The sequence below is a fragment of the Comamonas sp. 7D-2 genome, assembly GCF_022749555.1.
GTDB classification, from domain to species: Bacteria; Pseudomonadota; Gammaproteobacteria; order Burkholderiales; family Burkholderiaceae_C; genus Comamonas; species Comamonas thiooxydans.
On the sequence record NZ_CP094238.1, the window covers coordinates 558,553 to 580,691 of the forward strand.

Genomic DNA, 22,139 nt, shown 5'->3' on the forward strand with positions numbered 1-22,139 from the left:
TGCCAGTCATGTCGCGTCGCCATTTCTTCACCTGCTTGCCGCCAGTCCTGCTGTCGGCTGCGTTGGCCATGCCCATGGTTGGCGCTGCCGAGCCAGCGGTGCAGCGCATGGATGCGCGCATTCCGGTCTGGGTGCCAGCAAGCGGCGATTCGCCCGCGCACAGCGCCGAGTTGGCAGGTCATGTCTATCGTCCTCATGGGCAGGGTCCTTGGGGATTGATCGTGCTCAGCCATGGCACACCCAGCGGCAAAGAGGCGCGCGAAACCATGCGCGATCGCTACGGCCCGCAGGCGCGCGCTCTGGCCGAGCTGGGCTATGTGGTAGTGACGGGCTTGCGCCGCGGCTATGGCGCATCGGACGGTCCTCTGGCCGACCGCTACGGCAGCTGCGATGACCCCGACTACGCCCATGCGGCCCAGGAGGCAGCGCGCGATGTGGCGGCCATCATGACTTACGGGCAAAAGCTGCCCTATGTCGATGGCTCGCATGTGCTGCTGCTGGGCAAGTCCGCCGGCGGCTTTGCGTCGCTGGCGCTGGCGGCGCAGCAGCCCGCGGGCTTGCGCGGTGTCGTCAACTTTGCCGGTGGCCGCGGTTCGCAGCCGCAGATGCGTGAAAAAGCCGCGGTTTGCGGCGAGGCACAACTGCTCAAGACCGTGGCCGGCTTTGCCGCCACCAGCCGTGTGCCCCAGCTGTGGATTTATGCCGAGAACGATAGCTACTTTCGCCCGCCGCTGGTGCGCAAGATGGCTGAAAGCTATCTGGCCGCAGGCCAGAACCTGAAACTGGTGTTTGCTCCATCCAGTGGCGCTGAGGGACACCAGTTCTTTGACCGTGCAGCCAATATCGGGCAATGGTTGCCGCAGGTCCGTGAATTCCTGATGCAGCAGCTGCCGGGTACGGCGGCTGCGCAACTGCAAAGCTCTAACTCACTGGGAGACAAGCCATGACTGCTTTGACTTTGACCGTGGACGGCGGCATCGCCCGCGTCACGCTGGCTCAGCCCGCCATTCGCAACGCCTTCAGCGATGCGGCGATTGCCGAGATCACCGCCGCCTTCATTCAGGTCGGCGAGCGTGCCGATGTGCGCGCCGTGGTGCTGGCCGCCGAAGGACCCGCATTCTGCGCGGGCGCGGACCTGAACTGGATGCGCCGCATGGCCGATTACTCGCGCGACGAAAACCGCGTCGATGCGGGCTTGCTGGCCGAGATGCTGCGCGTCATCTACGAATGCCCCAAACCCACGATTGCGCGTGTGCAGGGCGATGTCTATGCGGGCGGTATGGGCCTGGTGGCCTGCTGCGATATGGCGGTGGCGGCCGACACGGCGGGCTTTTGCCTCAGCGAGGTCAAGATCGGCCTGATTCCCGCCACCATCAGCCCCTATGTGATCCGCGCCATGGGTGCCAGGGCTGCGCACCGCTACTTTCTCACGGGCGAGCGCTTTTCGGCGCAGGAGGCGCATCGCATCGGCTATGTGCATGAGGTGGTCGATGCCGACGGGCTAGACGCCGTGGTCGACGGCTGGCTCAAGCATTTGCTGAGCGCCGGCCCCGCAGCTGTTCGGGCCTGCAAGCGCCTGGTGCTGGACATGGCCGAGCGCGAAATCAGCGAGCAGCTGATTGCGGCGACAGTGGAATCGATTGCCACCATCCGCGCCAGCAGCGAAGGCAAGGAAGGCGTGCAGGCCTTTCTCAACAAGCGCAAACCCAACTGGCTGCCTGGATGAGATGACAAACCTTGTGTCCGGGGCGCTTTAGAGTCCGGGCGAGACATAAGGAGTGAACACCATGGATATCTGGCAAACCATCATCGACTGGCTGCACCGCATCGGCCTGCATATCGACCCCGAAACGGCCAGGGCCGTGGGCGATGCTGCGGGCCAGGTCACAGATGTGGCCGCCAGGGCCGGGCAAGCCGTGGGTCAGATGGACATGGCCTCGATGCTTGCGCTGGCCGCAGCCCTGGGCTGGGCCAGCGGCTTTCGCCTCTATGCCGTGGTGTTTGTCGTGGGCCTGCTGGGGGCAAGTGGTCTGATGCCGCTGCCCGGCGGTCTGCATGTGCTGCAGCACCCCATGGTGCTGGTCATCAGCGGCGGTCTGCTGTTCGTGGAGTTCTTTGCCGACAAGATTCCCGTGGTCGACTCGGTCTGGGACCTGTTCCAGAGCGTGCTGCGCATTCCCGCCGGGGCGGCGCTGGCGGCCTCGGTCTTTGCTGCCGACAGCACCACCATGGCCATGGCTGCCGCCTTGATGGGCGGAACGCTGGCCGCGACCAGCCAGGCGGCCAAGACCACGACGCGTGCCCTCATCAACACCTCGCCCGAGCCGTTCTCCAACGTGGGAGCCAGTCTGGCTGAAGACACGGTGTCGCTGGGCGCCATCTGGCTGGCGCTGACCAATCCGCTGGTGTTTGCCGCCGTGCTGCTGGTCGTGGTGATTGCGATGTGGCTGGTGATCTGGGCGCTTTGGCGCTTTCTCAAGGCGATTTTTCGACGCCTGCGCGGCACTGGCGATGCGCAGGAGCCATTGCAAAAAACATAGCTGCTTGCGTTTGATGGATATGCGCTGAGTGGTGATTTGACCGATAACCGGAGACGATATGTTCAAGAAAATTCTGATTGCGAATAGAGGTGAAATCGCCTGCCGCGTAGCCGCCACCGCCCGTCGCATGGGTGTGAAGACCGTGGCTGTGTATTCGGATGCCGATGCCCGGGCCAAGCATGTCGCGGCCTGCGACGAGGCCGTGCACATCGGCGGCAGCGCCCCCAAGGACAGCTATCTGCGCTGGGAGCGCATTCTGGAGGCGGCCCAGGCCACGGGTGCCGAAGCCATTCACCCCGGCTATGGCTTTCTCTCCGAGAACGAAGACTTTGCCAATGCCTGCGCAGCGGCCGGTCTGGTCTTCATCGGCCCGCCCGCCAGCGCGATCCGCGCCATGGGCCTCAAGGCCGAGTCCAAGCAGCTGATGGAAAAAGCCGGCGTGCCGCTGGTGCCCGGCTATCACGGTCACGACCAGAACCCCGAACTGCTGCAACGCGAGGCCGACCGCATCGGCTATCCCGTGCTCATCAAGGCCAGCGCGGGCGGTGGCGGCAAGGGCATGCGTCTGGTGGAAAAGAGCGAGGACTTCGCGGCTTCGCTGGAGTCCTGCAAGCGCGAGGCCATCAACAGCTTCGGCAACGATGCCGTGCTGATCGAGAAATACGTGCTGCGTCCGCGCCATATCGAGATCCAGGTGTTTGGTGATACGCAGGGCAACTGCGTCTATCTGTTCGAGCGCGACTGCTCGGTGCAGCGTCGTCACCAGAAGGTGCTTGAGGAAGCGCCGGCGCCCGGCATGACTGCCGCGCTGCGCCAGAAGATGGGCGAGGCCGCCGTGGCCGCCGCCAAGGCCGTGAACTATGTGGGCGCGGGCACGGTGGAGTTCATCGTCGAGCAGCCCGGTGGCTACGACCAGCCCGAAGCCATGAAGTTCTACTTCATGGAAATGAACACCCGGCTGCAGGTGGAGCACCCCGTGACCGAAGCCATCACCGGCGAGGATCTGGTGCGGTGGCAGCTGCTGGTGGCTTCGGGACAGCCTTTGCCCAAGGCGCAGTCGGAGCTTCGTATCCTGGGGCATGCCATCGAAGCACGCATCTGCGCCGAGAACCCAGAGAATAACTTCCTGCCCGCCACCGGTCATCTGGCCGTCTATCGCAAGCCCGAATGCAGCAGCTTCGAGGTCAGCGATGTGCGCGTGGACGACGGCGTGCGCGAGGGCGATGCGATCAGCCCCTTCTACGACTCCATGATCGCCAAGCTCATCGTCCATGGCGAGGACCGTGCTCAGGCGCTGGCGCGTCTGGACGCGGCGCTGGCCCAGACCCATATCGTGGGCCTGACGACCAATGTGCAGTTTCTGCGCCAGGTGGTGAAGAGCCAGGCGTTCTCCAATGCCCTGCTCGATACCGCTCTGATCGAGCGCGAGCGCGAGGCCTTGTTCGGCAAGGATTTCGTGGGCCGCGACCTGGCCGTCGCCGCTGCCATGGCCTGGCAGCTGCAGGGCGAGCAGGCCGCGCAAGGCGCAGACCCCTTCAGCCGCCGCGACGGCTGGCGCATGTCGGGCCGCTATGTGCGCTCCTTCGGCTTTGCCTACCGCGGCGAGGACTTCACGGCCGGCCTGGCCTATGGCCGCGGCACGCAGGCGGCGCAGACCTATCAGCTCGGCATTGGCGAGGGCGAAGGCCGCAGCGATGCCGCGCTGCAGTGGCGCGCACTGGCCGACGGGCGGCTGGAGCTGGGCCTGGACGGCAAGCGCACGGTGGTTGTGGTCCATGCCCAGGGCGACCAGCTGTCCATCTTCACCGAGGCGGGCAGCACCCAGATCACCGTGGTCGACCAGCTGGCCCACGCCGGCGATACCGGCCATGAAGGCGGCCGCCTGACGGCGCCCATGCCGGGTAAGGTGGTGTCTTTCACGGTCAAGGCCGGCGACAAGGTCAGCAAGGGCCAGCCGCTGGCCGTGATGGAGGCCATGAAGATGGAGCACACGATTGCCGCCCCTGGCGATGGCGTGGTGCTGGAGCTGCTGTATGTGCCCGGCGACCAGGTCAGCGAAGGCGCCGAGCTGCTGCGCATCGAGGTGGCAGCCTGATCCGGCCAGGGTTGAACTGTTTAACAAAAAGAGCAGCTTGCGCTGGACTATCCATGAATTCAGTCACTTTCGACGATGAAATCAAGACAGGTAAAGCGCAAGAAGCTTCTTTTTTGATAGCAGTCCATTGGCCATCTGCGTCTGCAGCAGGAATGCCAAAGCGTTAGGCTTCGCATCTATGAAAGTCTTATTTTGCTGTGACGATACGCGGCCGGAGCCCTGGCTCAAAGGTTTGCACGACGCGCTGCCGGGCGCGGAGATTGCCATCTGGGAGTCGGGCGCGCCCCAGGCCGACTATGCGCTGGTCTGGGCGCCGCCCCAGCAGTTCCTCGACGAGCAGGCGGCCGGACTGAAGGCCATGTTCAACATCGGCGCGGGCGTGGATGCCTTGCTGCCGCTGCGCATTCCCGCCGAGCTGCCCGTCTACCGCCTCGAAGATGCGGGCATGGCCGTGCAGATGGCCGAGTATGTGGCCCAGGCCGTGATCCGCTTCTTTCGCGGCCTCGATCAGTACGAGTCCGATATGGCGCAAGGCCTGTGGCAGCACCAGCGCAACCCCAGGCGGGTGGACTATCCCGTGGGCGTGATGGGCCTGGGCAAGATGGGCGAGCGCGTGGCCAGGGCGCTGACGGTGTTCGATTTCAAGGTCAATGGCTGGAGCCGCTCGCCGCGCGAGCTGCAGGGCGTTGAATGCTTCAGCGGCATGGACAGCCTGGACCGGTTTCTGTCCGAGACGCGCATTCTGGTCAATCTGCTGCCCCTGCACGACGAGACCCGCGACATCATCAACGCCCGCACGCTGGCGCTGCTGCAGCCCGGTGCCTATGTGATCAACGTGGGGCGCGGCGGCCATGTGGTCGATGCCGACCTGATTGCGCAGATCGAGTCCGGCCATGTCAGCGGCGCCATGCTGGATGTGTTCCGCGAGGAGCCGCTGCCCGAGAATCACCCGTTCTGGAAGCAGTCCAGAATCATCCTCACCCCCCATACCTCGGCCCGCACGCTGGCCGCGGACAGCATTGCCCAGATCGTGGGCAAGGTCGCCGCCATGAGCCGGGGCGAGCCCGTCACAGGTCGGGTCGATCTGAGAAAAGGGTATTAACCCCCTGAGCCGTTGCGCCTAGGCGGCTCCGCGGCTTCCCCCTTTCTCTGCGGAAGGGGGACGACGCCAACGCTGCGGGGCGGCGGGGCCGCCCAGGCCCTTGCTGGGCGTCTCTTGCGACGGGGGATTGTTCAGTGGTTCAGGTAATGAAGAGATAGGAGAACGAAATGAAATACCCCGCACGCGTCAAGATCATCGATGTGGGCCCGCGAGACGGCCTGCAGAACGAAAAGCAGCCTGTGCCTGCCGCCGTCAAGATCGAGCTAGTGCAGCGCCTGCAGGATGCAGGCCTCAAGGAGATCGAGGTCACCAGCTATGTGTCGCCCAAATGGGTGCCGCAGATGGCGGACAACGCCGAAGTCATGGCTGGCATAGCGCGCCGAGGCGGGGTGCGGTATTCGGTGCTCACGCCGAATCTCAAGGGCTTCGAGGCCGCGCTGGCCGGCAAGCCCGACGAGATCGTGGTGTTCGGTGCGGCCAGCGAAGCTTTCAGCCAGCGCAACATCAACTGCTCGATTGCCGAGAGCATCGAGCGCTTTGCGCCTGTGGTGCAGGCGGCCCTGGAGGCCGGCATTGCCGTGCGCGGCGCCATGAGCTGCACCGTGGGCTGCCCCTACGAGGGCGAGATCGCGCCCGAGAAGGTGGGCTATCTGGCCGGGCTCATGAAGAACATCGGCGTGCAGCGCGTGGATGTGGCCGACACCATCGGCGTGGGCACGCCCGTCAAGGTGCAAAAAGCGCTGGAAGCCACGCTGGCGCACTTCGATATCGACCAGGTGTCCGGCCATTTCCACGATACCTACGGCCAGGCCCTGAGCAACACGCTGGCGGCGCTGGACCTGGGGGTCTGGAACTTCCAGTCATCGGTCGCTGGCCTTGGCGGCTGTCCCTATGCCAAGGGCGCCACGGGCAATGTGGCCACCGAAGACGTGGTCTATCTGCTGCAGGGCATGGGCATAGAGACCGGCATCGACCTCGACAAGCTGATCGATGCGGGCCAGTTCATCAGCGAGCACCTGGGCCGCCCCACGCAGTCGCGCGTGGCCAAGGCCTTGCTGACCAAGCGCGCGGGCTGAGGCCAAGCCCGACTTGGAACGGCCCGGGCAGGCATGGGCGTTGTTACCATCGCCGCCATGCAAGCAAGATCACGTTTTTCGCTGGCCCTGTGTCTGGCGGCAGCTGCGCTGCTGGGCGGCTGCGCCGGTATGGATGCCCAGGAGTGCAGGGACACGGACTGGGCCTATCTGGGCCAGCTCGATGCCATGGACGGCAGGCTGGACCTGTCCACCCGCGCCAGACGGCATTTCAAGGCCTGCAAGGACCAGGGCGTGCAGATGGATGCACGGGCCTATCAGCAGGGCTGGCTGCGCGGCCTGCAGGATTTCTGCACCCTGGAAAGCGGCAAGGCCTATGCGGAAGCCGGCAGGAAGTTTCAGCCGGGCTATTGCCCGGCACCGCTGGAGGCGGCGTTTCTGCAAGGCTATGCGCCGGCGCGCGACCGCTATCAGGACAGACAGTCGGTGCTTGAGCTGGAGCGCCGCATCGAGGCCAAGAAAAAAGAGCTGCGCGAGGCGCGTGACGCCAAGAACAGTGCCGGACATATCGCCTATGTCCAGAAAGACCTGCGTGATTTGCAGCTGGAGCTGGTGCAGCTCAGGCTCAAGCTGGCACAGTAGGGGCCGTGACGTTGCCGGATGGCGGCGCGATTTTCAGGAAAACATCATGTGTGGGTCAGAACTTCATGCGCTGCCGGAAGGCGTGCAGCGCGTCAGCCGCTTTTTGCAGGATGCCGGTCATCCGCATGCGCCGCAGATGCTGGACGGCGCGGCGCGTACCGCCCAGGAGGCCGCCGATCAGCTCAGCATTCTGGTCGGGCAGGTGGCCAAGAGCATCATCTTCAAGCGCAGGAGCGATGGCGCGGCCGTGCTGGTCGTGGCCTCGGGCGACAGGCGTGTCGATGAAAAGAAAGTGACGCAGCTGGTGGGCAAGGTCGGTCGCGCCGATGCGGATTTCGTCAAGTCCAGCACGGGTTTCTCGATTGGCGGCGTCAGCCCCGTGGCTCATGCAACCAAGGTCGTCACCTTGATGGATGCCGAATTGCAGCGTTTCGAGACGGTGTGGGCCGCAGCAGGCCATCCTCACGGCGTGTTTCCCGCATCGCCCGCGCAGCTGCAGGCGCTGACCGCAGCCCCCTGGTCGGACGTGGTGGAGCAGGCATGAGCACGGAACTTCTTCAGGAGCAGCAGGCACAGCAGGCACAGCAACTGGCACAACTTGCCGCCAAGGCCGAGGTGGCCCTGGTCTGGGCAGAGGCCGACCAGCCCGTGGCTTCTCCCTGCATCAACGTCTGTCGCATGACGGTGGACCGCAGCCATTGCCAGGGCTGCTTCAGAACCATTGACGAGATTCGCGCCTGGTCCAAGGGCGATGCCGAGCTGCGTCTGCAGATCTGGGGCCAACTGCTGCAGCGCGCCGGCCTCGAGGACCCGCGCAAAGCCGAGATCTGATCACCCTTTGAGGAGAGCCGACATGAAGCACATCACCTGTTATCTGGACTTTGTGTCGCCCTATGCATGGCTGGCGCTGGAGCAAATGCCCAAGGCGCTGCAAGGGCTCAGCTATCACGTGGATTACCGCCCGGTGCTGCTGGGTGCTTTGCTGCAAGGCAATGCCAACCCCGGACCGGCCGGCATCCCTGCCAAGCGCACCTGGACCTACCGCCATGTCACATGGCTTGGCCGGTCGCTGGGCATACCTCTGCAGATGCCGGCCCGGCATCCGTTCAAGCCGCTGCCGCTGCTGCGGCTGGCGCTGGCACATGGGCGTGACGGCAGCATCAACCGCTTTGTGGCGCAGGCGGTGATGCAGCATGTCTGGCAGGGCGGCCATGAAGCCAATGATGCGCAGCGCCTGCAGCAGCTGCGCGAGCAGTTGAAGGAGCAGCTGCGCCAGGAAGAGGACAGTGCCGAGGTCAAGCAATGGCTGCGCAGCAATACGGAGCAGGCGCAGCAGGCCGGCGTATTCGGCGTGCCGGCCTGGGTGGTGGACGGCCATGTATTCTGGGGCCTGGACGGCCTGCCCATGCTGCAGGCCTATCTGCGTGGCGATGAGTGGTTTGCGCAGCAGTGGGAGGCCGCGGCCGGCGTGCCCTGGGGGCTGGAGTAGGGCGGCAGGTGTGGGGCCGGAGCCGGGATCGACACGCAGGACGGTGCTTTCTCTTTGGCATCGGCCATGGCGCCTAGGCGACGCCGGGCGTGGTGGGCCTTGCATAAGCTGGTGCGGTTTTCAAGACCATCAAGGAGACCGCACCATGGATACCCAGCAGATGTTTTCGCTCAAGGGCCGCACGGCTCTTGTCACCGGTGGTTCGCGCGGTATCGGCCGCATGATCGCCGAAGGCTTTGTGCGCCAGGGCGCGCGCGTGTACATCTCGGCGCGCAAGGCCGAGGCCTGCGACCAGACGGCGCGCGAACTGTCGGAGCTGGGCCACTGCGTTTCGCTGCCTGCCGACGTGTCCACCATGGACGGCGTGAAGTCGCTGGTCGATGCCTATGCGGCGCACGAAGATCAGCTGGGCATCCTAGTCAACAACGCGGGCGCGGCCTGGGGCGCGCCCTATGACGAATTTCCCGAAAGCGGCTGGGACAAGGTCGTGGACCTGAACATGAAGTCGCCCTTCTTCCTGACCCAGGCGCTCACGCCCATGCTGCGCAAGTCGGCCGCGGGCGCGCAGCTGGCCAAGGTCATCAACATTGCCTCCATCGACGGCGTCTCGGTCAACCCCTGGGAGACCTACTCCTACGCGGCCAGCAAGGCCGGCCTGATCCACCTGACCAAGCGCATGGCCCTGCGCCTGGCGCCCGAGCGCATCGTGGTCAGCGCCATCGCGCCCGGCCCGTTCGCCTCGGAGATGAACAAGAACGCGCGCGACCATGCGGACGAGGCCGCGGGGCGCGTGCCCCTGGGCCGCATCGGCGAGCCCGAGGATATGGCCGGCGCCGCCATCTTCCTGGCCTCGCGCGCCGGCGACTATGTGGTGGGCTCCACCCTGGTCGTGGATGGCGGCTGCGCCTGGGCGCGCTGAGCTCGCCCGAGCGCAGCCATTGCATAAAAAGATAGCTTCTACCGCTTGATGGATAAGTAGATCAGATAAATAAGTATCTGAGTTTTAATTGCAGCAAGCGATAAAAGCTATTGTTTTTGAATCATCACTCCGACAAAAATAGATCCTTTCGAGGCCGCTCCCCTGCGCTCAGGGATGCCACTGCGTGGCGCGCACAGGGCTGGCGGCCGGTGTGGCGGAATTGCCGGCCAGCGCATAGGACAGCTTGTTGGCTGCGGCGATCACGGTCCGGGCCAGGGCTTCGAGCCTGGCCTCGGGCAGGCGCGATGCGGGGCCCGAGATGCAGACCGATCCCATGAGCCGCCAGTGCATGCCGAACACCGGCGCCGAAACCGTTGCCACACCTTGCTCGCGCTCGCCGATGGAGCAGTGGTAGCCCTTTTGGCGGATCTGCTCGTAGATCGCGCCGGGCTCGCCCGAGAACGCCAGGATGACGCGGCCCGGCGAGCCTTTGTCCAGTGGCAACCCCTCGCCCATGCGCGCATGGTGGCGCAGGGCCTGCGGCCCTTCCACGCGTACCAGGCAGGTACGCACATGGCCCTCGCGCACGTAGAAGGCGGCGCTCTCGCCGCTGAGTTGGGTGAGCTCGCGCAGCGCGGGCTCCAGTACGTTCTGCACATCGAAGCCCGCCTGGTAGCGCGCGCCCAGCCAGCCCGAGGAAGGGCCCAGCCGCCATTCCCCGCCCTCGCGCTGCACCATGTAGCCCGACTGGGCCAGCGTGCGCGCCAGCCGCAGCACCGTGGTTTTGTGCAGGCCGCAGCGTCGGCTGAGTTCGGCCAGTGAAAGATGGGATTCGCCCAGCGCAAAGGCCTCGAGCAGCTGCAGTGCGCGGGTGACGGCGATGACGCCGTCGCCGGACTTCTGTGCGGATTGGGTGGGGTTGCTCATGGTGCAATGCGTTTCATTCTGCGAAACAGCATTGTATGGGTTGAAACGTTTGCCTACAGTCGCCTCCAGCGGTCGGGGATTACGGCCGCACGCATCAGAACACGCTTAAAGCGACCAACAGGAGACAACAGATGAACTTTCGCCCGCTTTCGCGCGCCCTGCATGCCGCCGTGCTCGGCTTCGTGGCTGTAGTCACTCCCTTCGACAGCGCGCTGGCGCAGCCCGCCTATCCGGCCAAGCCGATCCGCCTGATCGTGCCGTTCCCGCCTGGCGGCGGCACGGACATGATTGCGCGCACCGTGGCCCAGAAGATGGCCGAGCAGAACAAGTGGAGCGTGGTGGTGGACAACCGCCCCGGCGCGGGCGGCAACCTGGGCGTGGACGCCGCGGCCAAGGCCGCGCCCGATGGCTACACCCTGGTCATGGGCCAGACCAGCAATCTCGCCATCAACCCCTGGCTCTACGCCAAGCTGCCCTACGACCCGATCAAGAGCCTGGCGCCCGTGGCCCTGGTGTCCTCGGCGCCCATCGTCATGGCCGCTCCCGCCAACACGCCCTACAAGACCTTTGCCGATCTGGTGACGGCGGCCAAGGCCAGGCCCGACGGCATCACCCTGGGCTATTCGGGGAACGGCACAGTGGCCCATCTGGCGGGCGAGCAGGCTCAGAAGATCTCGGGCATGAGCCTGCGCCATGTGCCCTACAAGGGAGCAGGCCAGGCCATGACGGACCTGGTGGGCGGACAGATCGACCTGTACATGTCCGCCATTCCCACGCTGCTTGGCCAGGTGCGCAACGGCAAGCTGCGGCCCATTGTCGTGACCTCGCTGGCGCGCTCCAGCCAGTTGCCCGACACGCCCACGCTGGCCGAGCTCGGCTACAAGGACTTCGAGGCCAGCTCCTGGTACGGCGTGCTGGCGCCCGCGGGCACGCCCGAGGCCATCGTGCAGCAGCTCAACAAGGCCATCAACCGGGCCCTGAAGCAGGCCGATGTGGCCGAGAAGCTGCGCTCCGAGGGCGGCGACGTGCTGGGCGGCACGCCCAAGGCCTTCGCCCAGCTGCTGCGCACCGAGGTGCCGCGCTGGGGCCGCATCGTCAAGGACTCGGGCGCCAGCCTGGACTGAGGCCGATCAGGCCACCGTGCCATCGCGCCGATAAAGCGCCCACCGAGCACACCTGCCGCGCCATGCCTGGCGCATATGTCTGGCGCACATGCCTGGCATGTGCCCTTGCGGGCAGGACGCGGTGCGCCCTGCCACTCCTGCTCCTTCTTCACTTTCACCTCTGCAACCGGACCGAACCGCGGACCTAACCATCATGAGCCAACTTCCAGAAATCATCCGTGACTTCGAGCGCGTTAGCGCCGAGGTCGTCCAGAAGGCCTCGAGCTTTCAGGCCGCCATCCTGGCCGACGTGGCAGGCCGCCGCGGCACCATGAACGCACGTGTGGCGCCCGTGCACCACGACATGAAGCTCGCCGGCCCGGCCTTCACTGTCGAGGTGCGCCCCGGAGACAACCTGATGATCCACGCCGCCATCGCCCTGGCCAAGCCCGGCGATATCCTGGTCATCGACGGCAAGGGAGACCAGACTGCGGCCCTGATGGGTACGCTGATGCTCAGCGCCTGCAAGAAGAAAGGCCTTGGCGGCGTGATCGTGGATGGCGCGATCCGCGACAAGCTGGAGCTGCTGGAGCTGGGCTTTGCGGTGTTCAGCGCCGGCTTCAATCCTGCAGGTCCGACCAAGTTCGTGCCCGGTCGCATCAATCACCCCATCTCCTGCGGCGGTGCGATGGTGAACCCGGGCGACCTGGTGGTGGGCGACGCCGACGGCGTGGTCGTGATCGAGCGCGCCAAGGCGCCCGCCATGCTGGCGCTGGCCGACAGGAAAGTGGCCGACGAGGCCGCGCGCATCGAGGCCATCGCCCGCGGCGACACGGCCTCGAAGTGGCTGCCCGCCGCGCTGCGCGCGGCCGGCGTGCTCAAGGAAGGAGAGACGCTGTGAGCACCATCATCGTCACGGGCGCCGACCTGGCGCAGCAGGCACTGGATCTGCTGCAAGGCCACGACATAGTCTACGCGGGCAAGACGCCCACCGAGCAAGACCTGGTGGCCCTGTGCCGCCGGCATGATCCCGTCGCCATCATCGTGCGCTACGGCAAGGTGGGGGCCGCAGTCATGGATGCCGGACCTTCGCTCAAGGTGATTTCCAAGCACGGCAGCGGCACGGACACCATAGACAAGGCCGAGGCCGCGCAGCGCGGCATCGAGGTCGTGGCGGCGGCCGGCGCCAACGCGGCGGCCGTGGCCGAACAGGCCCTGGCCCTGCTGCTGGCCTGCGCCAAGTCGGTGGTGCAGCTGGACTCGCGCATGCACTCCGGCCATTGGGACAAGGCCACGCACAAAAGCCTGGAACTGGCCGGGCGCACCGTGGGCCTGGTCGGCCTGGGTGCCATAGGCCTGCGCTTTGCGAAGATGGCCGATGCACTGGGCATGCGCGTGATCGGCTTCGATCCCTTTGCGGGCCAGCTGCCCGGCTACGTGCAGGCCGTGGAGCTGGATACGCTGTGGCGCGAAAGCGATGCGATCTCGCTGCACTGCCCGCTGACCGACGACAACCGCAACCTGCTCAACGCCGCAACTCTGGCGTGCTGCAGGCGCGGCGTGATTGTGGTCAACACCGCGCGCGGCGGTCTCATCGACGAGGCCGCGCTGCTGGCCGCCGTCCAGCAAGGCCAGGTCAGCGCCGCAGGCCTGGACAGCTTTGCCGTTGAGCCCATGGCGGCTGGCCACCCGTTCCTGCACCAGCCGGGTTTCATCCTCAGTCCGCACATCGGCGGCGTGACCTCGGATGCCTATGTGAACATGGGAGTGGGAGCGGCGCGCAACGTGCTGGCGGTGCTGGAGCGCGCCAGCGTCTCCTGAGCCGGCGCCTGCCTTGCAAGGCCGATGAGACGGGTTGCGGGCTTTGCTGCGGGCGGGCGAGGCATCGATGCGGTGCGCTCTTTCCCGCCCTTGCGCGCGGTGGCGTCCAGTTCTGCGGTGCTGGTCGTGGGGCGGGCCGCCGGTGAAAACCTTCGCCGACTGCATGGCGCAGACGCGCAGGCAGCCCGGCCTCCTTGCGGTCGATATCTTTGGCGCGTGGAGGGGCGACGGCCGGCTCTCAGGCTGCGGCCTGCTTGGCGGCGCCGCGATAGCGCTCCAGCCAGTGGGCATAGGGCGCGGGCAGGGTCCAGTCGGGGCGGGCAACGCCCAGGCTTTGCGCCAGCTGGTAGGCGTAGTGCGGATTGGCCAGATGGGCGCGGCCGATCATCACCAGATCGACCTGGCCGTCGGCCACGATGCGCTCGGCAATCTGTGGATCATCCATGCCCCAACCTGAGGCCACGGGCAGGCCGGCGCTGCGGCTCACGCGCTGGGCGATGGGAGCGAGGAAGGCGGGCGTTCCCCAGGGAATCTTCACATCGGGAATCACGAAGTTGACGCTGACATTGAGCAGGTCCAGGCCGCGCTCGCGCATCTGGCGCGTCACGGCAATCGATTCCTCCAGGGTTTCTTCGTCGCGGCCGTCGTACTCGATGACGCCGAAACGCGCGGTCAGCGGCAGATGCTCGGGCCAGACCTCGCGCACCTTGGCCACGGTCTCCAGCAGAAAGCGGGCGCGGTTGCTGAAGCTGCCGCCATAGGCGTCGTCGCGCTGGTTGCTGTGGGGCGAGAAAAAGCTCTGGGCCAGATAGCCGTGGGCAAAGTGCAGCTCCAGCCATTCGAAGCCGGCCGCAAGCGCGCGGCGGGCCGCCGCTACAAAGTCGTCCTGCACGCGGGCGATGTCCGCAAGCGTCATGGCGCGAGGAACACGCGGCAGACCGCCGCCAAAGGCGATTGCCGATGGCGCAATCGGCTGCCAGCCGCGGGCATCGCCTTCGGCAATATGGTCGTCGCCTTCCCAGGGATTGTTGGCGCTGGCCTTGCGTCCGGCATGGCCGATCTGGATGCCGGGCACGGCGCCTGCGGCTTTGATGCCGGCGGCAATGCGCGACATGCCGTCGATCTGGCCGTCATTCCACAGGCCGGTGCAGTCGGGCGAGATGCGGCCTTCGGGCGACACGCCCGTGGCTTCGACGATCACCAGCCCCGCGCCGCCGCGCGCCATGGAGGCGTAGTGGACCTGGTGCCAGTCATTGGTGAGACCGTCCACGGCGCTGTACTGGCACATCGGCGGAATGGCGATGCGGTTGCGCAGGGTCAGGCTTTTGAGTGTGAAAGGGGTAAAGAGTGCAGACATGCGAAGTATCGGTGGTGCGAATGGAATGAGCCAGCAGTCCTGCGGCAATGCAGGATGCAAAAGGTTTGATAGCGCCTGGCGCTTTTCATGGTCTGTTTTCAGCATGAAATCAAACTGAAAATCAATGAATGAAGGTGCTGACAGCTATCAAAAAATCAAGGGCATCAGGGCACGGAAAGCGGCGGATACAGGCCCCGGGCAATGAGCTCGCTGGAGACGAAGTTTTTGGTGGTGCCCGGCATGTAGTCGGCGGGCCAGTGAATGCGGTGCATGCAGGGCTTCTGTCGAAGGGAATGGGGAAATGATGGGGGTTGTGGTGAAATAAATCTAATCGATATTTCTGATTTGTGAAATCATGCCGACTGATATCAAGAGTCTGGACCTGAATCTGCTCAAGGCCCTGGATGCGCTGCTGGACGAGCGCAGCGTGACGCGCGCTGCCGAGCGTCTGGCGCTGACCCAGCCGGCGGTCAGCGGCATGCTGACGCGGCTGCGCGAGAGCTTCGACGATCCCTTGTTCGTGCGCACGCAGCGCGGCATCGCCCCCACGCTGCGCGCGCTGGCACTGGCAGGGCCGCTCAAGGAGTTGCTGTGCAATGCCGAAGCGCTGTTGCGCCCCCAGGCCTTTGATCCGGCCACGGCGCATATGACGCTGCGCATTGCCGCCACGGATTACGCGCTGCAGGCGGTGGTGCTGCCGTTTCTGGCCGTGTTGCGCCAGCGCGCGCCCGGTCTGTGCGTGGCCGTGGTGCCGGCCCAGCATCTGCCGCTGCACGAGCGGCTGGAGCGCGGCGATATCGACCTGGCGCTGATCACGCCGGAGCGCACGGCCCCCGATCTGCATGCGCGCCGGCTGTTCGACGAACGCTATGTCTGCGTGATGCGCCAGGGCCATCCCGATGCGCGCCGGCGTGGCCTGTCACTGGAGCGCTTCTGCGCTCTGGATCATGCGCTGGTGTCCTATGACGGAGGCAGTTTTCATGGTGTGACGGACGAGGCGCTGGAGCGTCTGGGCCGCAAGCGGCGTGTGGCGCTGTCCGTGACCAGCTTTCTGGTGCTGCCCGAAATCCTGCGCAGCTGCGATCTGATTGCCGTCGTGCCCAGGCGGCTGGTCAAGCCCGACTCGGGGCTGGTGGTGCTGGAGCCGCCGCTGGAAATTCCGGGCTTTACCAAGACGGCCGCCTGGCATGCGCGCACCCATCGCTCTGCGGGGCACCAATGGGCACGGGAGCTGCTGTTCGAGCTGGCGCAGTCCGGCGGGCTGGACGTGGAATGAGCGCGGCCCGCAGAAACCGTGGCGGTCTCTGCGGGCCGAGGTGAGGGCAGATTCCTGCCGGGGCCTGGCATGGTGCCAAGCCATTCACATCATCAGTGGCCCGATGCGCCTGCGGCACCCAGACCGGTTTCCGAGCGCACTTGCTGCGCAGGGAACACGGCGCGCTCCTTGGCCGCCTGAGCGCTCTTGTCGAGCACGGAGAACAGCCACACGCCGAAGAAGCCGATTGCCATGGAGAACAGTGCGGGCGAGGCGTAGGGGAACCAGGCCGAGCCGGCGGGATGGCCCAGAGTCGCTTCCCACACCGATGGCGAGACGATGGTCAGACCCACGGAGGAGACCAGGCCCATGAAGCCGCCGATGACGGCGCCCTTGGTGGTGCAGTTCTTCCACAGCACCGACAGCAGCAGCGGCGGGAAGTTGGCGGAAGCAGCCACGGCAAAGGCCAGCGAGACCATGAAGGCGATGTTCTGCTTCTCGAACACAATGCCCAGCAGCACGGCCACAAAGCCCAGGCACAGCGTGGTGATGCGCGAGACCTTGAGTTCGGAGGCGCTGTCGGCCTTGCCCTTCTTGATGACGGTGGCGTAGAGGTCGTGCGAGACGGCCGAGGCGCCGGACAGGGTCAGACCTGCGACCACGGCGAGAATCGTGGCAAAGGCCACGGCCGAGATGAAGCCGTAGAACACATCGCCGCCCACGGTCTTGGCCACCAGCACGGCCGCCATATTGGCCGTGCCTGCGCCGCCGTGGATCACACCCTTGGCCGTGTCCGCCATTTCGGGGTTGGTGAGCACCAGGGTGATGGCGCCGAAGCCGATGATGAAGATCAGCACATAGAAGTAGCCGATCCAGGTCGTGGCCCAGAACACGCTCTTGCGTGCTTCCTTGGCGTCAGGCACGGTGAAGAAGCGCATCAGGATGTGGGGCAGGCCCAGGGTGCCGAACATCAGCGCCATGCCGAAGCTGATGGCGGAGATCGGGTCCTTGATGAAGCCGCCCGGTCCCATGATGGCCAGGCCGAGCTTTTCCGCCACGGATGGCTCTGCGCCGCCATCTGCGGCGATCTGGGTGCGCACCTTCACACCTTCGGCAAACAGTGCCTCGGGGCTGAAGCCGTACTTGGCCAGCACCATGAAGCCCATGAAGGTCACGCCGGCCAGCAGCAGGCAGGCCTTGATGATCTGCACCCAGGTGGTGGCCGTCATGCCGCCGAACAGCACATAGATCATCATCAGCGCGCCCACCAGTACCACCGCGATCCAGTAGTCCAGACCGAACAGCAGCTTGATGAGCTGGCCGGCGCCGACCATCTGGGCAATCAGATAGAAGGCCACCACGACCAGCGTGCCGCAGGAGGCAAAAATGCGGAACGGCGTCTGCGCAAAGCGGTAGCCGGCCACATCGGCAAAGGTGAAGCGGCCCAGATTGCGCAGGCGCTCGGCCAGCAGGAAGGTGAGCAGAGGCCAGCCGACCAGAAAGCCGATGGAGTAGATCAGGCCGTCATAGCCGCTGGCCATGACGGAGGCCGAGATGCCGAGGAAGGAGGCGGCGGACATATAGTCGCCCGCAATCGCCAGACCGTTCTGAAAGCCGGTGATGCCGCCGCCTGCGGTATAGAAATCGGAAGCCGACTTGGTGCGGCCCGCCGCCCATTTGGTGATCCACAGGGTTGCCACCACAAAGGCGGTGAACATGATGATGGCCGTCCAGTTGGTGGCCTGCTTGGCGGCGTTGCCGACGTCGCCGCCGGCGGCCAGCACGGGAGCTGTCGCGACCAGCGCCGCAGCGCCCGCCAGCCATTGGGAAGAGATGCGCTGCTTCATTGCTTGATGCCTTTGAGAATGTCGCGGGTGAGCTGATCAAACTCGTTGTTGGCGCGGCGCACATAGAGGCCGGTAATGATCACGGAAAAAATGATGACGCCCATGCCGATGGGAATTCCCAGCGTGGTCACTCCAGCGCCTATGGGCCGGGCCAGGAATTCCTTGTCGAATGCGATCAGCGCAACATAGCCGTAGTACACGATCAGCATCAGGACGGTCAGCGCCAGGCCGAGGCGATTGCGCTTGCGGCGCAGCTGCTGGTAGGCGGGGTTGCTTTGGATTGTCTCTATCACCGGGTCTCGCACAGCGTTGTCTCCTTTGAAGTTTTCCAGCCTGCCATCAGGTGCTCGGTGGCTTGCTTGCGATGCATTCTGAGAAGCCCGTCTGACCGTCTCCTTACTTACGATATCGGTGTTTGCCCCTGGTTTTTCACATCAAAAAAAAACCAATCCGGGTAAGTGCGGAGAGGGTCGGGTAATGCCCAGTCTTGAATTTTTGAGAAGCATTTTTTTGTAAGTTAGCGGTCAGTTGTCGCTTTGATATTGGGCAAACAGGTGAGTTGGCAGCGCCTGAAATTCCAAAACCTAGGAGACAAACATGGCCATCAATGCGACAGCACATATGGGAGGTAAATCGGCCCCAAGGCCGATGAGCCCGGAAGAGCGCAAAGTCATCTTTGCGTCTTCCCTCGGAACCGTTTTCGAGTGGTACGACTTCTATCTGTACGGATCTCTGGCAGCCATCATCGCCAAGCAGTTCTTCAGCGGTCTGGATGCGGGATCGGCCTTCATCTTCGCGTTGCTGGCCTTTGCGGCAGGCTTCATCGTGCGCCCCTTCGGTGCGCTGGTGTTCGGTCGTCTGGGCGACATGATCGGGCGCAAGTACACCTTCCTGGTGACGATTCTGATCATGGGCCTGTCCACCTTCATCGTCGGCATCTTGCCCAACTACGCCAGCATTGGCGTGGCCGCACCCGTCATCCTGATCGCGCTGCGCATGCTGCAAGGTCTGGCCCTGGGCGGTGAGTACGGCGGCGCTGCCACCTATGTGGCAGAGCATGCGCCGCATGGCAAGCGCGGTGCTTACACCTCGTGGATCCAGACCACGGCAACGCTGGGCCTGTTCCTGTCGCTGCTGGTGATTCTGGGTGTGCGTACCTCGATGGGCGAAGAGAAGTTTGCCGACTGGGGCTGGCGCATTCCCTTCCTGGTTTCCATTTTGCTGCTGGCCATCTCGGTCTGGATTCGCATGACGCTGTCCGAGTCTCCAGCCTTCCAGAAGATGAAGGCCGAGGGCAAGGTGTCCAAGGCGCCTCTGACTGAGTCGTTCGGTCAGTGGAAGAACCTCAAGATCGTGATTCTGGCGCTGGTCGGCCTGACCGCCGGCCAGGCGGTGGTCTGGTATACCGGCCAGTTCTATGCGCTGTTCTTTCTGACGCAGCAGCTCAAGGTCGATGCCGTGACGGCCAATCTGATGATTGCCGCCGCACTGCTGATCGGCACGCCTTTCTTTGTGATCTTCGGCACGCTGTCCGACAAGATCGGCCGCAAGCCCATCATCATGCTGGGGTGCATTCTGGCCGTGTTGACCTATTTCCCCGTCTTCAAGGCGCTGACCGAAGCTGCCAACCCCGATCTGGCTGCGGCTCAAGCCAAGAACAAGGTGGTCATCGTGGCCGATCCTGCGGAGTGCTCCTTCCAGTTCAACCCCACAGGTACGAGCAAGTTCACCAGCTCCTGCGACGTGGCCAAGCAGGTGCTGGCCGCGGGTTCCGTGAGCTATGAAAACGAAGATGCGCCAGCAGGCACGCAGGCCGTGATCCGTATCGGCGCGACCGAGATTCCTTCGTTCTCGCTCAAGGGCCTGAGCCCTGAAGACGCCAAGGCCAAGGACGGTGCGTTCAAGAAGACTGTGGCGGCAGAACTGGCCAAGGATGGCTATCCCACCAAGGCCGACCCCGCCAAGATGAACAAGGTCATGATGATCGTGATCCTGACCTATCTGGTGCTGCTGGTGACCATGGTCTACGGCCCCATCGCGGCCATGCTGGTGGAGCTGTTCCCGACACGCATCCGCTACACCTCGATGAGCTTGCCTTATCACATCGGCAACGGCTGGTTTGGCGGTCTGCTGCCCACCATGTCCTTCGCCATCGTGGCGCAGACCGGCAATATGTACAACGGTCTCTGGTACCCCATCATCATCGCTGGTGTGACGGCCGTGATCGGCACGCTGTTCGTGCCCGAAACCAAGGATCGCGACATCTACGCCGAAGACTGATGCCAGGCGCTGATGCTGCAATTTATGCAGCATCGCATCAAAGATCTGCAAGGCTTGTGCTTTGCAGGTCTTTTTTGTTTGCTTCAGCACTAGTGGGTTACAGCAGTGTGGCAACAAAGCATCATTGCGTTACTTTTTTGCGATGGAAATCATGCTTTTGAGAGGGGCCAACCTAGAATCACACCTAGCCGCGAGAGGGCCGACAACCTACAAGCCAATGCGGTGCAAAAAACACTATCCCAGGACATAGGAGCACTGAATGACCAAGATGACTCGCATCGCACTGGCCGCACTGGCTGTGATGGGCGCAACCACCGCAATGGCACAGAGCAGCGTGACGCTGTACGGCCGTATCAACACCACAGTCGAACGCCAGAAGGTGGGCGATGAGTCGGTGTCCGGCCTGTACAACAATGCTTCCCGCTGGGGCATTCGCGGTACCGAAGATCTGGGTGGCGGCCTGAAGGCTGGCTTCACCCTGGAGTCCGGCTTCAACTCCGACACCGGTACCGGTTCCGCCTGGACCCACTCCACCACAGGCATGTCCTTTGCGCGTCAGAGCGAAGTGAACCTGTCCGGCGGCTTCGGCATGATCCGTCTGGGCAACTTCGTTCCCGAGTCCTACTACGCAACTGCTGACTACATCAGCATGCACAACCACGACACCGGTTCTTCTTCCGATGCGCTGTACTACGATCCCGTCTGGTTCGGCGGTCTGAGCACCAAGAACAAGATCGGCTATCGCACCCCCAGCATGGGCGGCCTGACGGTGGATGCCTCCGTGTCTATGCACGAGAAGGACCCCACGGTCGGTCCTCGCAAGAACGGCTACGATCTGGCTGCCAACTACGCCACCGGTCCTCTGCACCTGGGTGCCGGTTTCAGCAAGGTGGGCGACAACTGGCAAGCCGCACTGCGCGGTCTGTACACATTTGGTCAGTTCACGGTTGGCGCCTACTACCAGCGCAACGACCAAGACCTGATCGGCACACGCAACAACTTCCGCCTGTCCGGTATGTACACCATGGGTGCTTCCGAGTTCCACGTGAACGTTGGTCACGCCAACAAGTGGAGCAAGGTTGCCGACTCCGCAGCTACCCAGTGGACTCTGGGCTACAACTACAACCTGAGCAAGCGCTCCAAGGTTTACGGTTACTACACCCGTGTGAACAACGACAGCGGTGCTGCATATAACGCACCAGCTGGCAAGGACTTCAGCTCCATCGCCGTGGGTATCCGCCACAACTTCTAATTTGTGCACCGCGCAAGCGGTGTCTCCAGCAGCTGCAGCTGATAATGCAGACCATTACTCCAAGTTCATACCCCATGTCGCAAGGCATGGGGTTTTTTCTTATGTGCAGCCTGTCTGGCAGTAAGCCACGCGCAAACTCGCTCAGGCTCAATGGTCGTGCTGACTGGCGTGGCACGAGTAGCTGCACCAGCTGCTTATTCATAACACTCTGGAGACTGATATGTGGAAGCTGGCGATTGGTTTTGTGGTGTTTGCTGCCGTGGCGCTGTTTGTCATCATGAAGGCGGGCGACAAGGTGGATATGAGTGGAGAAAAGCATGGTGCGGATGCGATTCATGCACCGGCAGAATCCAAATGAAGGCAGCAGCACTCGATCAAAGCCCCGCCAGCCGGGGCTTTTTTGCGCCGGCCCTGGCTGCACGCTGAAACGGTAATGCACATGCGCACCCAAGGCTCATGTCAGGACTGCCTAGAAT

The 22,139-nt window shown here is 64.2% G+C and carries 22 protein-coding genes; 18 read left to right on the top strand and 4 right to left on the bottom strand.

The genetic code is table 11. The annotated features are described in order from the left end of the window. Positions 1 to 8 precede the first annotated feature (8 nt). The 11 genes from MPZ60_RS02575 to MPZ60_RS02625 all read left to right on the top strand — a co-directional run bounded on the left by MPZ60_RS02575 (position 9) and on the right by MPZ60_RS02625 (position 9,821). Positions 9 to 947: a S9 family peptidase gene (locus MPZ60_RS02575; protein WP_034357116.1), complete on the top strand. Its 939-nt coding sequence runs from the start codon at positions 9 to 11 to the stop codon at positions 945 to 947. After that, entirely contained in the window at positions 944 to 1,726 is a 783-nt protein-coding gene (locus MPZ60_RS02580) for an enoyl-CoA hydratase/isomerase family protein (RefSeq protein WP_034357118.1), read from the top strand. The genes MPZ60_RS02575 and MPZ60_RS02580 overlap by 4 nt, the downstream gene beginning before the upstream one ends. 61 nt (positions 1,727 to 1,787) lie before the next feature. After that, positions 1,788 to 2,540: a DUF4126 domain-containing protein gene (locus tag MPZ60_RS02585; RefSeq protein WP_034357121.1), complete on the top strand. Its 753-nt coding sequence runs from the start codon at positions 1,788 to 1,790 to the stop codon at positions 2,538 to 2,540. Between the two features lie 58 nt (positions 2,541 to 2,598). Beyond that, complete coding sequence (locus MPZ60_RS02590) at positions 2,599 to 4,635, top strand: acetyl/propionyl/methylcrotonyl-CoA carboxylase subunit alpha (protein ID WP_034357124.1); 2,037 nt, start codon at positions 2,599 to 2,601, stop codon at positions 4,633 to 4,635. Between the two features lie 178 nt (positions 4,636 to 4,813). Continuing rightward, positions 4,814 to 5,737, top strand: a complete 924-nt coding sequence (locus tag MPZ60_RS02595) for a glyoxylate/hydroxypyruvate reductase A (protein ID WP_034357127.1) — start codon at positions 4,814 to 4,816, stop codon at positions 5,735 to 5,737. A 167-nt stretch (positions 5,738 to 5,904) separates the two neighbouring features. Then, positions 5,905 to 6,813: a hydroxymethylglutaryl-CoA lyase gene (locus MPZ60_RS02600; protein ID WP_034357129.1), complete on the top strand. Its 909-nt coding sequence runs from the start codon at positions 5,905 to 5,907 to the stop codon at positions 6,811 to 6,813. Between the two features lie 57 nt (positions 6,814 to 6,870). After that, positions 6,871 to 7,413, top strand: a complete 543-nt coding sequence (locus MPZ60_RS02605; RefSeq protein ID WP_242607093.1) for a DUF2799 domain-containing protein — start codon at positions 6,871 to 6,873, stop codon at positions 7,411 to 7,413. A gap of 46 nt (positions 7,414 to 7,459) precedes the next feature. Beyond that, positions 7,460 to 7,957, top strand: coding sequence for a YbaK/EbsC family protein (locus MPZ60_RS02610; RefSeq protein ID WP_003061666.1), 498 nt, complete (start codon positions 7,460 to 7,462; stop codon positions 7,955 to 7,957). After that, positions 7,954 to 8,244 carry a DUF1289 domain-containing protein gene (locus tag MPZ60_RS02615; protein ID WP_034357132.1) on the top strand — a complete coding sequence of 97 codons (291 nt, stop codon included), beginning with the start codon at positions 7,954 to 7,956 and terminating at the stop codon, positions 8,242 to 8,244. Before MPZ60_RS02610 ends, MPZ60_RS02615 begins: the two co-directional genes overlap by 4 nt. A gap of 22 nt (positions 8,245 to 8,266) precedes the next feature. Then, complete coding sequence (locus MPZ60_RS02620; protein ID WP_034357134.1) at positions 8,267 to 8,902, top strand: 2-hydroxychromene-2-carboxylate isomerase; 636 nt, start codon at positions 8,267 to 8,269, stop codon at positions 8,900 to 8,902. A gap of 145 nt (positions 8,903 to 9,047) precedes the next feature. Beyond that, the gene (locus tag MPZ60_RS02625) at positions 9,048 to 9,821 is read left to right on the top strand and encodes a glucose 1-dehydrogenase (RefSeq protein ID WP_034357137.1); all 774 of its coding nucleotides are present in this window, start codon (positions 9,048 to 9,050) and stop codon (positions 9,819 to 9,821) included. A 168-nt stretch (positions 9,822 to 9,989) separates the two neighbouring features. Here the strand turns inward: MPZ60_RS02625 and MPZ60_RS02630 are convergent, their stop codons facing one another. Further along, positions 9,990 to 10,748 (bottom strand): IclR family transcriptional regulator, encoded by a 759-nt coding sequence (locus MPZ60_RS02630; protein WP_034357140.1) that lies wholly within the window; start codon positions 10,746 to 10,748, stop codon positions 9,990 to 9,992. A gap of 131 nt (positions 10,749 to 10,879) precedes the next feature. Here MPZ60_RS02630 and MPZ60_RS02635 point away from each other — a divergent pair, with 131 nt between their 5' ends. The 3 genes from MPZ60_RS02635 (at position 10,880) to MPZ60_RS02645 (ending at position 13,672) form a co-directional block, all read left to right on the top strand. Continuing rightward, positions 10,880 to 11,872, top strand: a complete 993-nt coding sequence (locus MPZ60_RS02635) for a tripartite tricarboxylate transporter substrate binding protein (protein WP_034357142.1) — start codon at positions 10,880 to 10,882, stop codon at positions 11,870 to 11,872. 193 nt (positions 11,873 to 12,065) lie between these two features. After that, entirely contained in the window at positions 12,066 to 12,752 is a 687-nt protein-coding gene (locus MPZ60_RS02640) for a diguanylate cyclase (RefSeq protein WP_034357144.1), read from the top strand. Further along, positions 12,749 to 13,672 carry an NAD(P)-dependent oxidoreductase gene (locus tag MPZ60_RS02645; protein ID WP_034357148.1) on the top strand — a complete coding sequence of 308 codons (924 nt, stop codon included), beginning with the start codon at positions 12,749 to 12,751 and terminating at the stop codon, positions 13,670 to 13,672. The genes MPZ60_RS02640 and MPZ60_RS02645 overlap by 4 nt, the downstream gene beginning before the upstream one ends. Before the next feature lie 238 nt (positions 13,673 to 13,910). Here MPZ60_RS02645 and MPZ60_RS02650 read toward each other — a convergent pair whose 3' ends face one another. Next, complete coding sequence (locus MPZ60_RS02650) at positions 13,911 to 15,029, bottom strand: NADH:flavin oxidoreductase/NADH oxidase (RefSeq protein WP_034357151.1); 1,119 nt, start codon at positions 15,027 to 15,029, stop codon at positions 13,911 to 13,913. Positions 15,030 to 15,384: 355 nt separating this feature from the next. On the opposite strand from MPZ60_RS02650, the gene MPZ60_RS02655 reads away from it, so the two are divergent. Further along, positions 15,385 to 16,305, top strand: a complete 921-nt coding sequence (locus MPZ60_RS02655) for a LysR family transcriptional regulator (RefSeq protein WP_034357155.1) — start codon at positions 15,385 to 15,387, stop codon at positions 16,303 to 16,305. 92 nt (positions 16,306 to 16,397) lie between these two features. On the opposite strand, the gene MPZ60_RS02660 is transcribed toward MPZ60_RS02655, so the two are convergent. Together MPZ60_RS02660 and MPZ60_RS02665 are read right to left on the bottom strand one after the other, a co-directional pair. Next, positions 16,398 to 18,131 (bottom strand): cation acetate symporter, encoded by a 1,734-nt coding sequence (locus tag MPZ60_RS02660; protein WP_034357157.1) that lies wholly within the window; start codon positions 18,129 to 18,131, stop codon positions 16,398 to 16,400. Next, the gene (locus MPZ60_RS02665) at positions 18,128 to 18,436 is read right to left on the bottom strand and encodes a DUF485 domain-containing protein (RefSeq protein ID WP_003061686.1); all 309 of its coding nucleotides are present in this window, start codon (positions 18,434 to 18,436) and stop codon (positions 18,128 to 18,130) included. The genes MPZ60_RS02660 and MPZ60_RS02665 overlap by 4 nt, the downstream gene beginning before the upstream one ends. Before the next feature lie 292 nt (positions 18,437 to 18,728). Here MPZ60_RS02665 and MPZ60_RS02670 point away from each other — a divergent pair, with 292 nt between their 5' ends. The 3 genes from MPZ60_RS02670 to MPZ60_RS02680 all read left to right on the top strand — a co-directional run bounded on the left by MPZ60_RS02670 (position 18,729) and on the right by MPZ60_RS02680 (position 22,021). Beyond that, a complete protein-coding gene (locus tag MPZ60_RS02670) occupies positions 18,729 to 20,411 on the top strand; it encodes an MFS transporter (protein WP_034357159.1) in 1,683 nt (560 codons plus the stop codon). 259 nt (positions 20,412 to 20,670) lie between these two features. Further along, entirely contained in the window at positions 20,671 to 21,663 is a 993-nt protein-coding gene (locus MPZ60_RS02675; RefSeq protein ID WP_034357162.1) for a porin, read from the top strand. 220 nt (positions 21,664 to 21,883) lie between these two features. Further along, the gene (locus tag MPZ60_RS02680) at positions 21,884 to 22,021 is read left to right on the top strand and encodes a hypothetical protein (protein ID WP_003059044.1); all 138 of its coding nucleotides are present in this window, start codon (positions 21,884 to 21,886) and stop codon (positions 22,019 to 22,021) included. Positions 22,022 to 22,139: the final 118 nt, after the last annotated feature.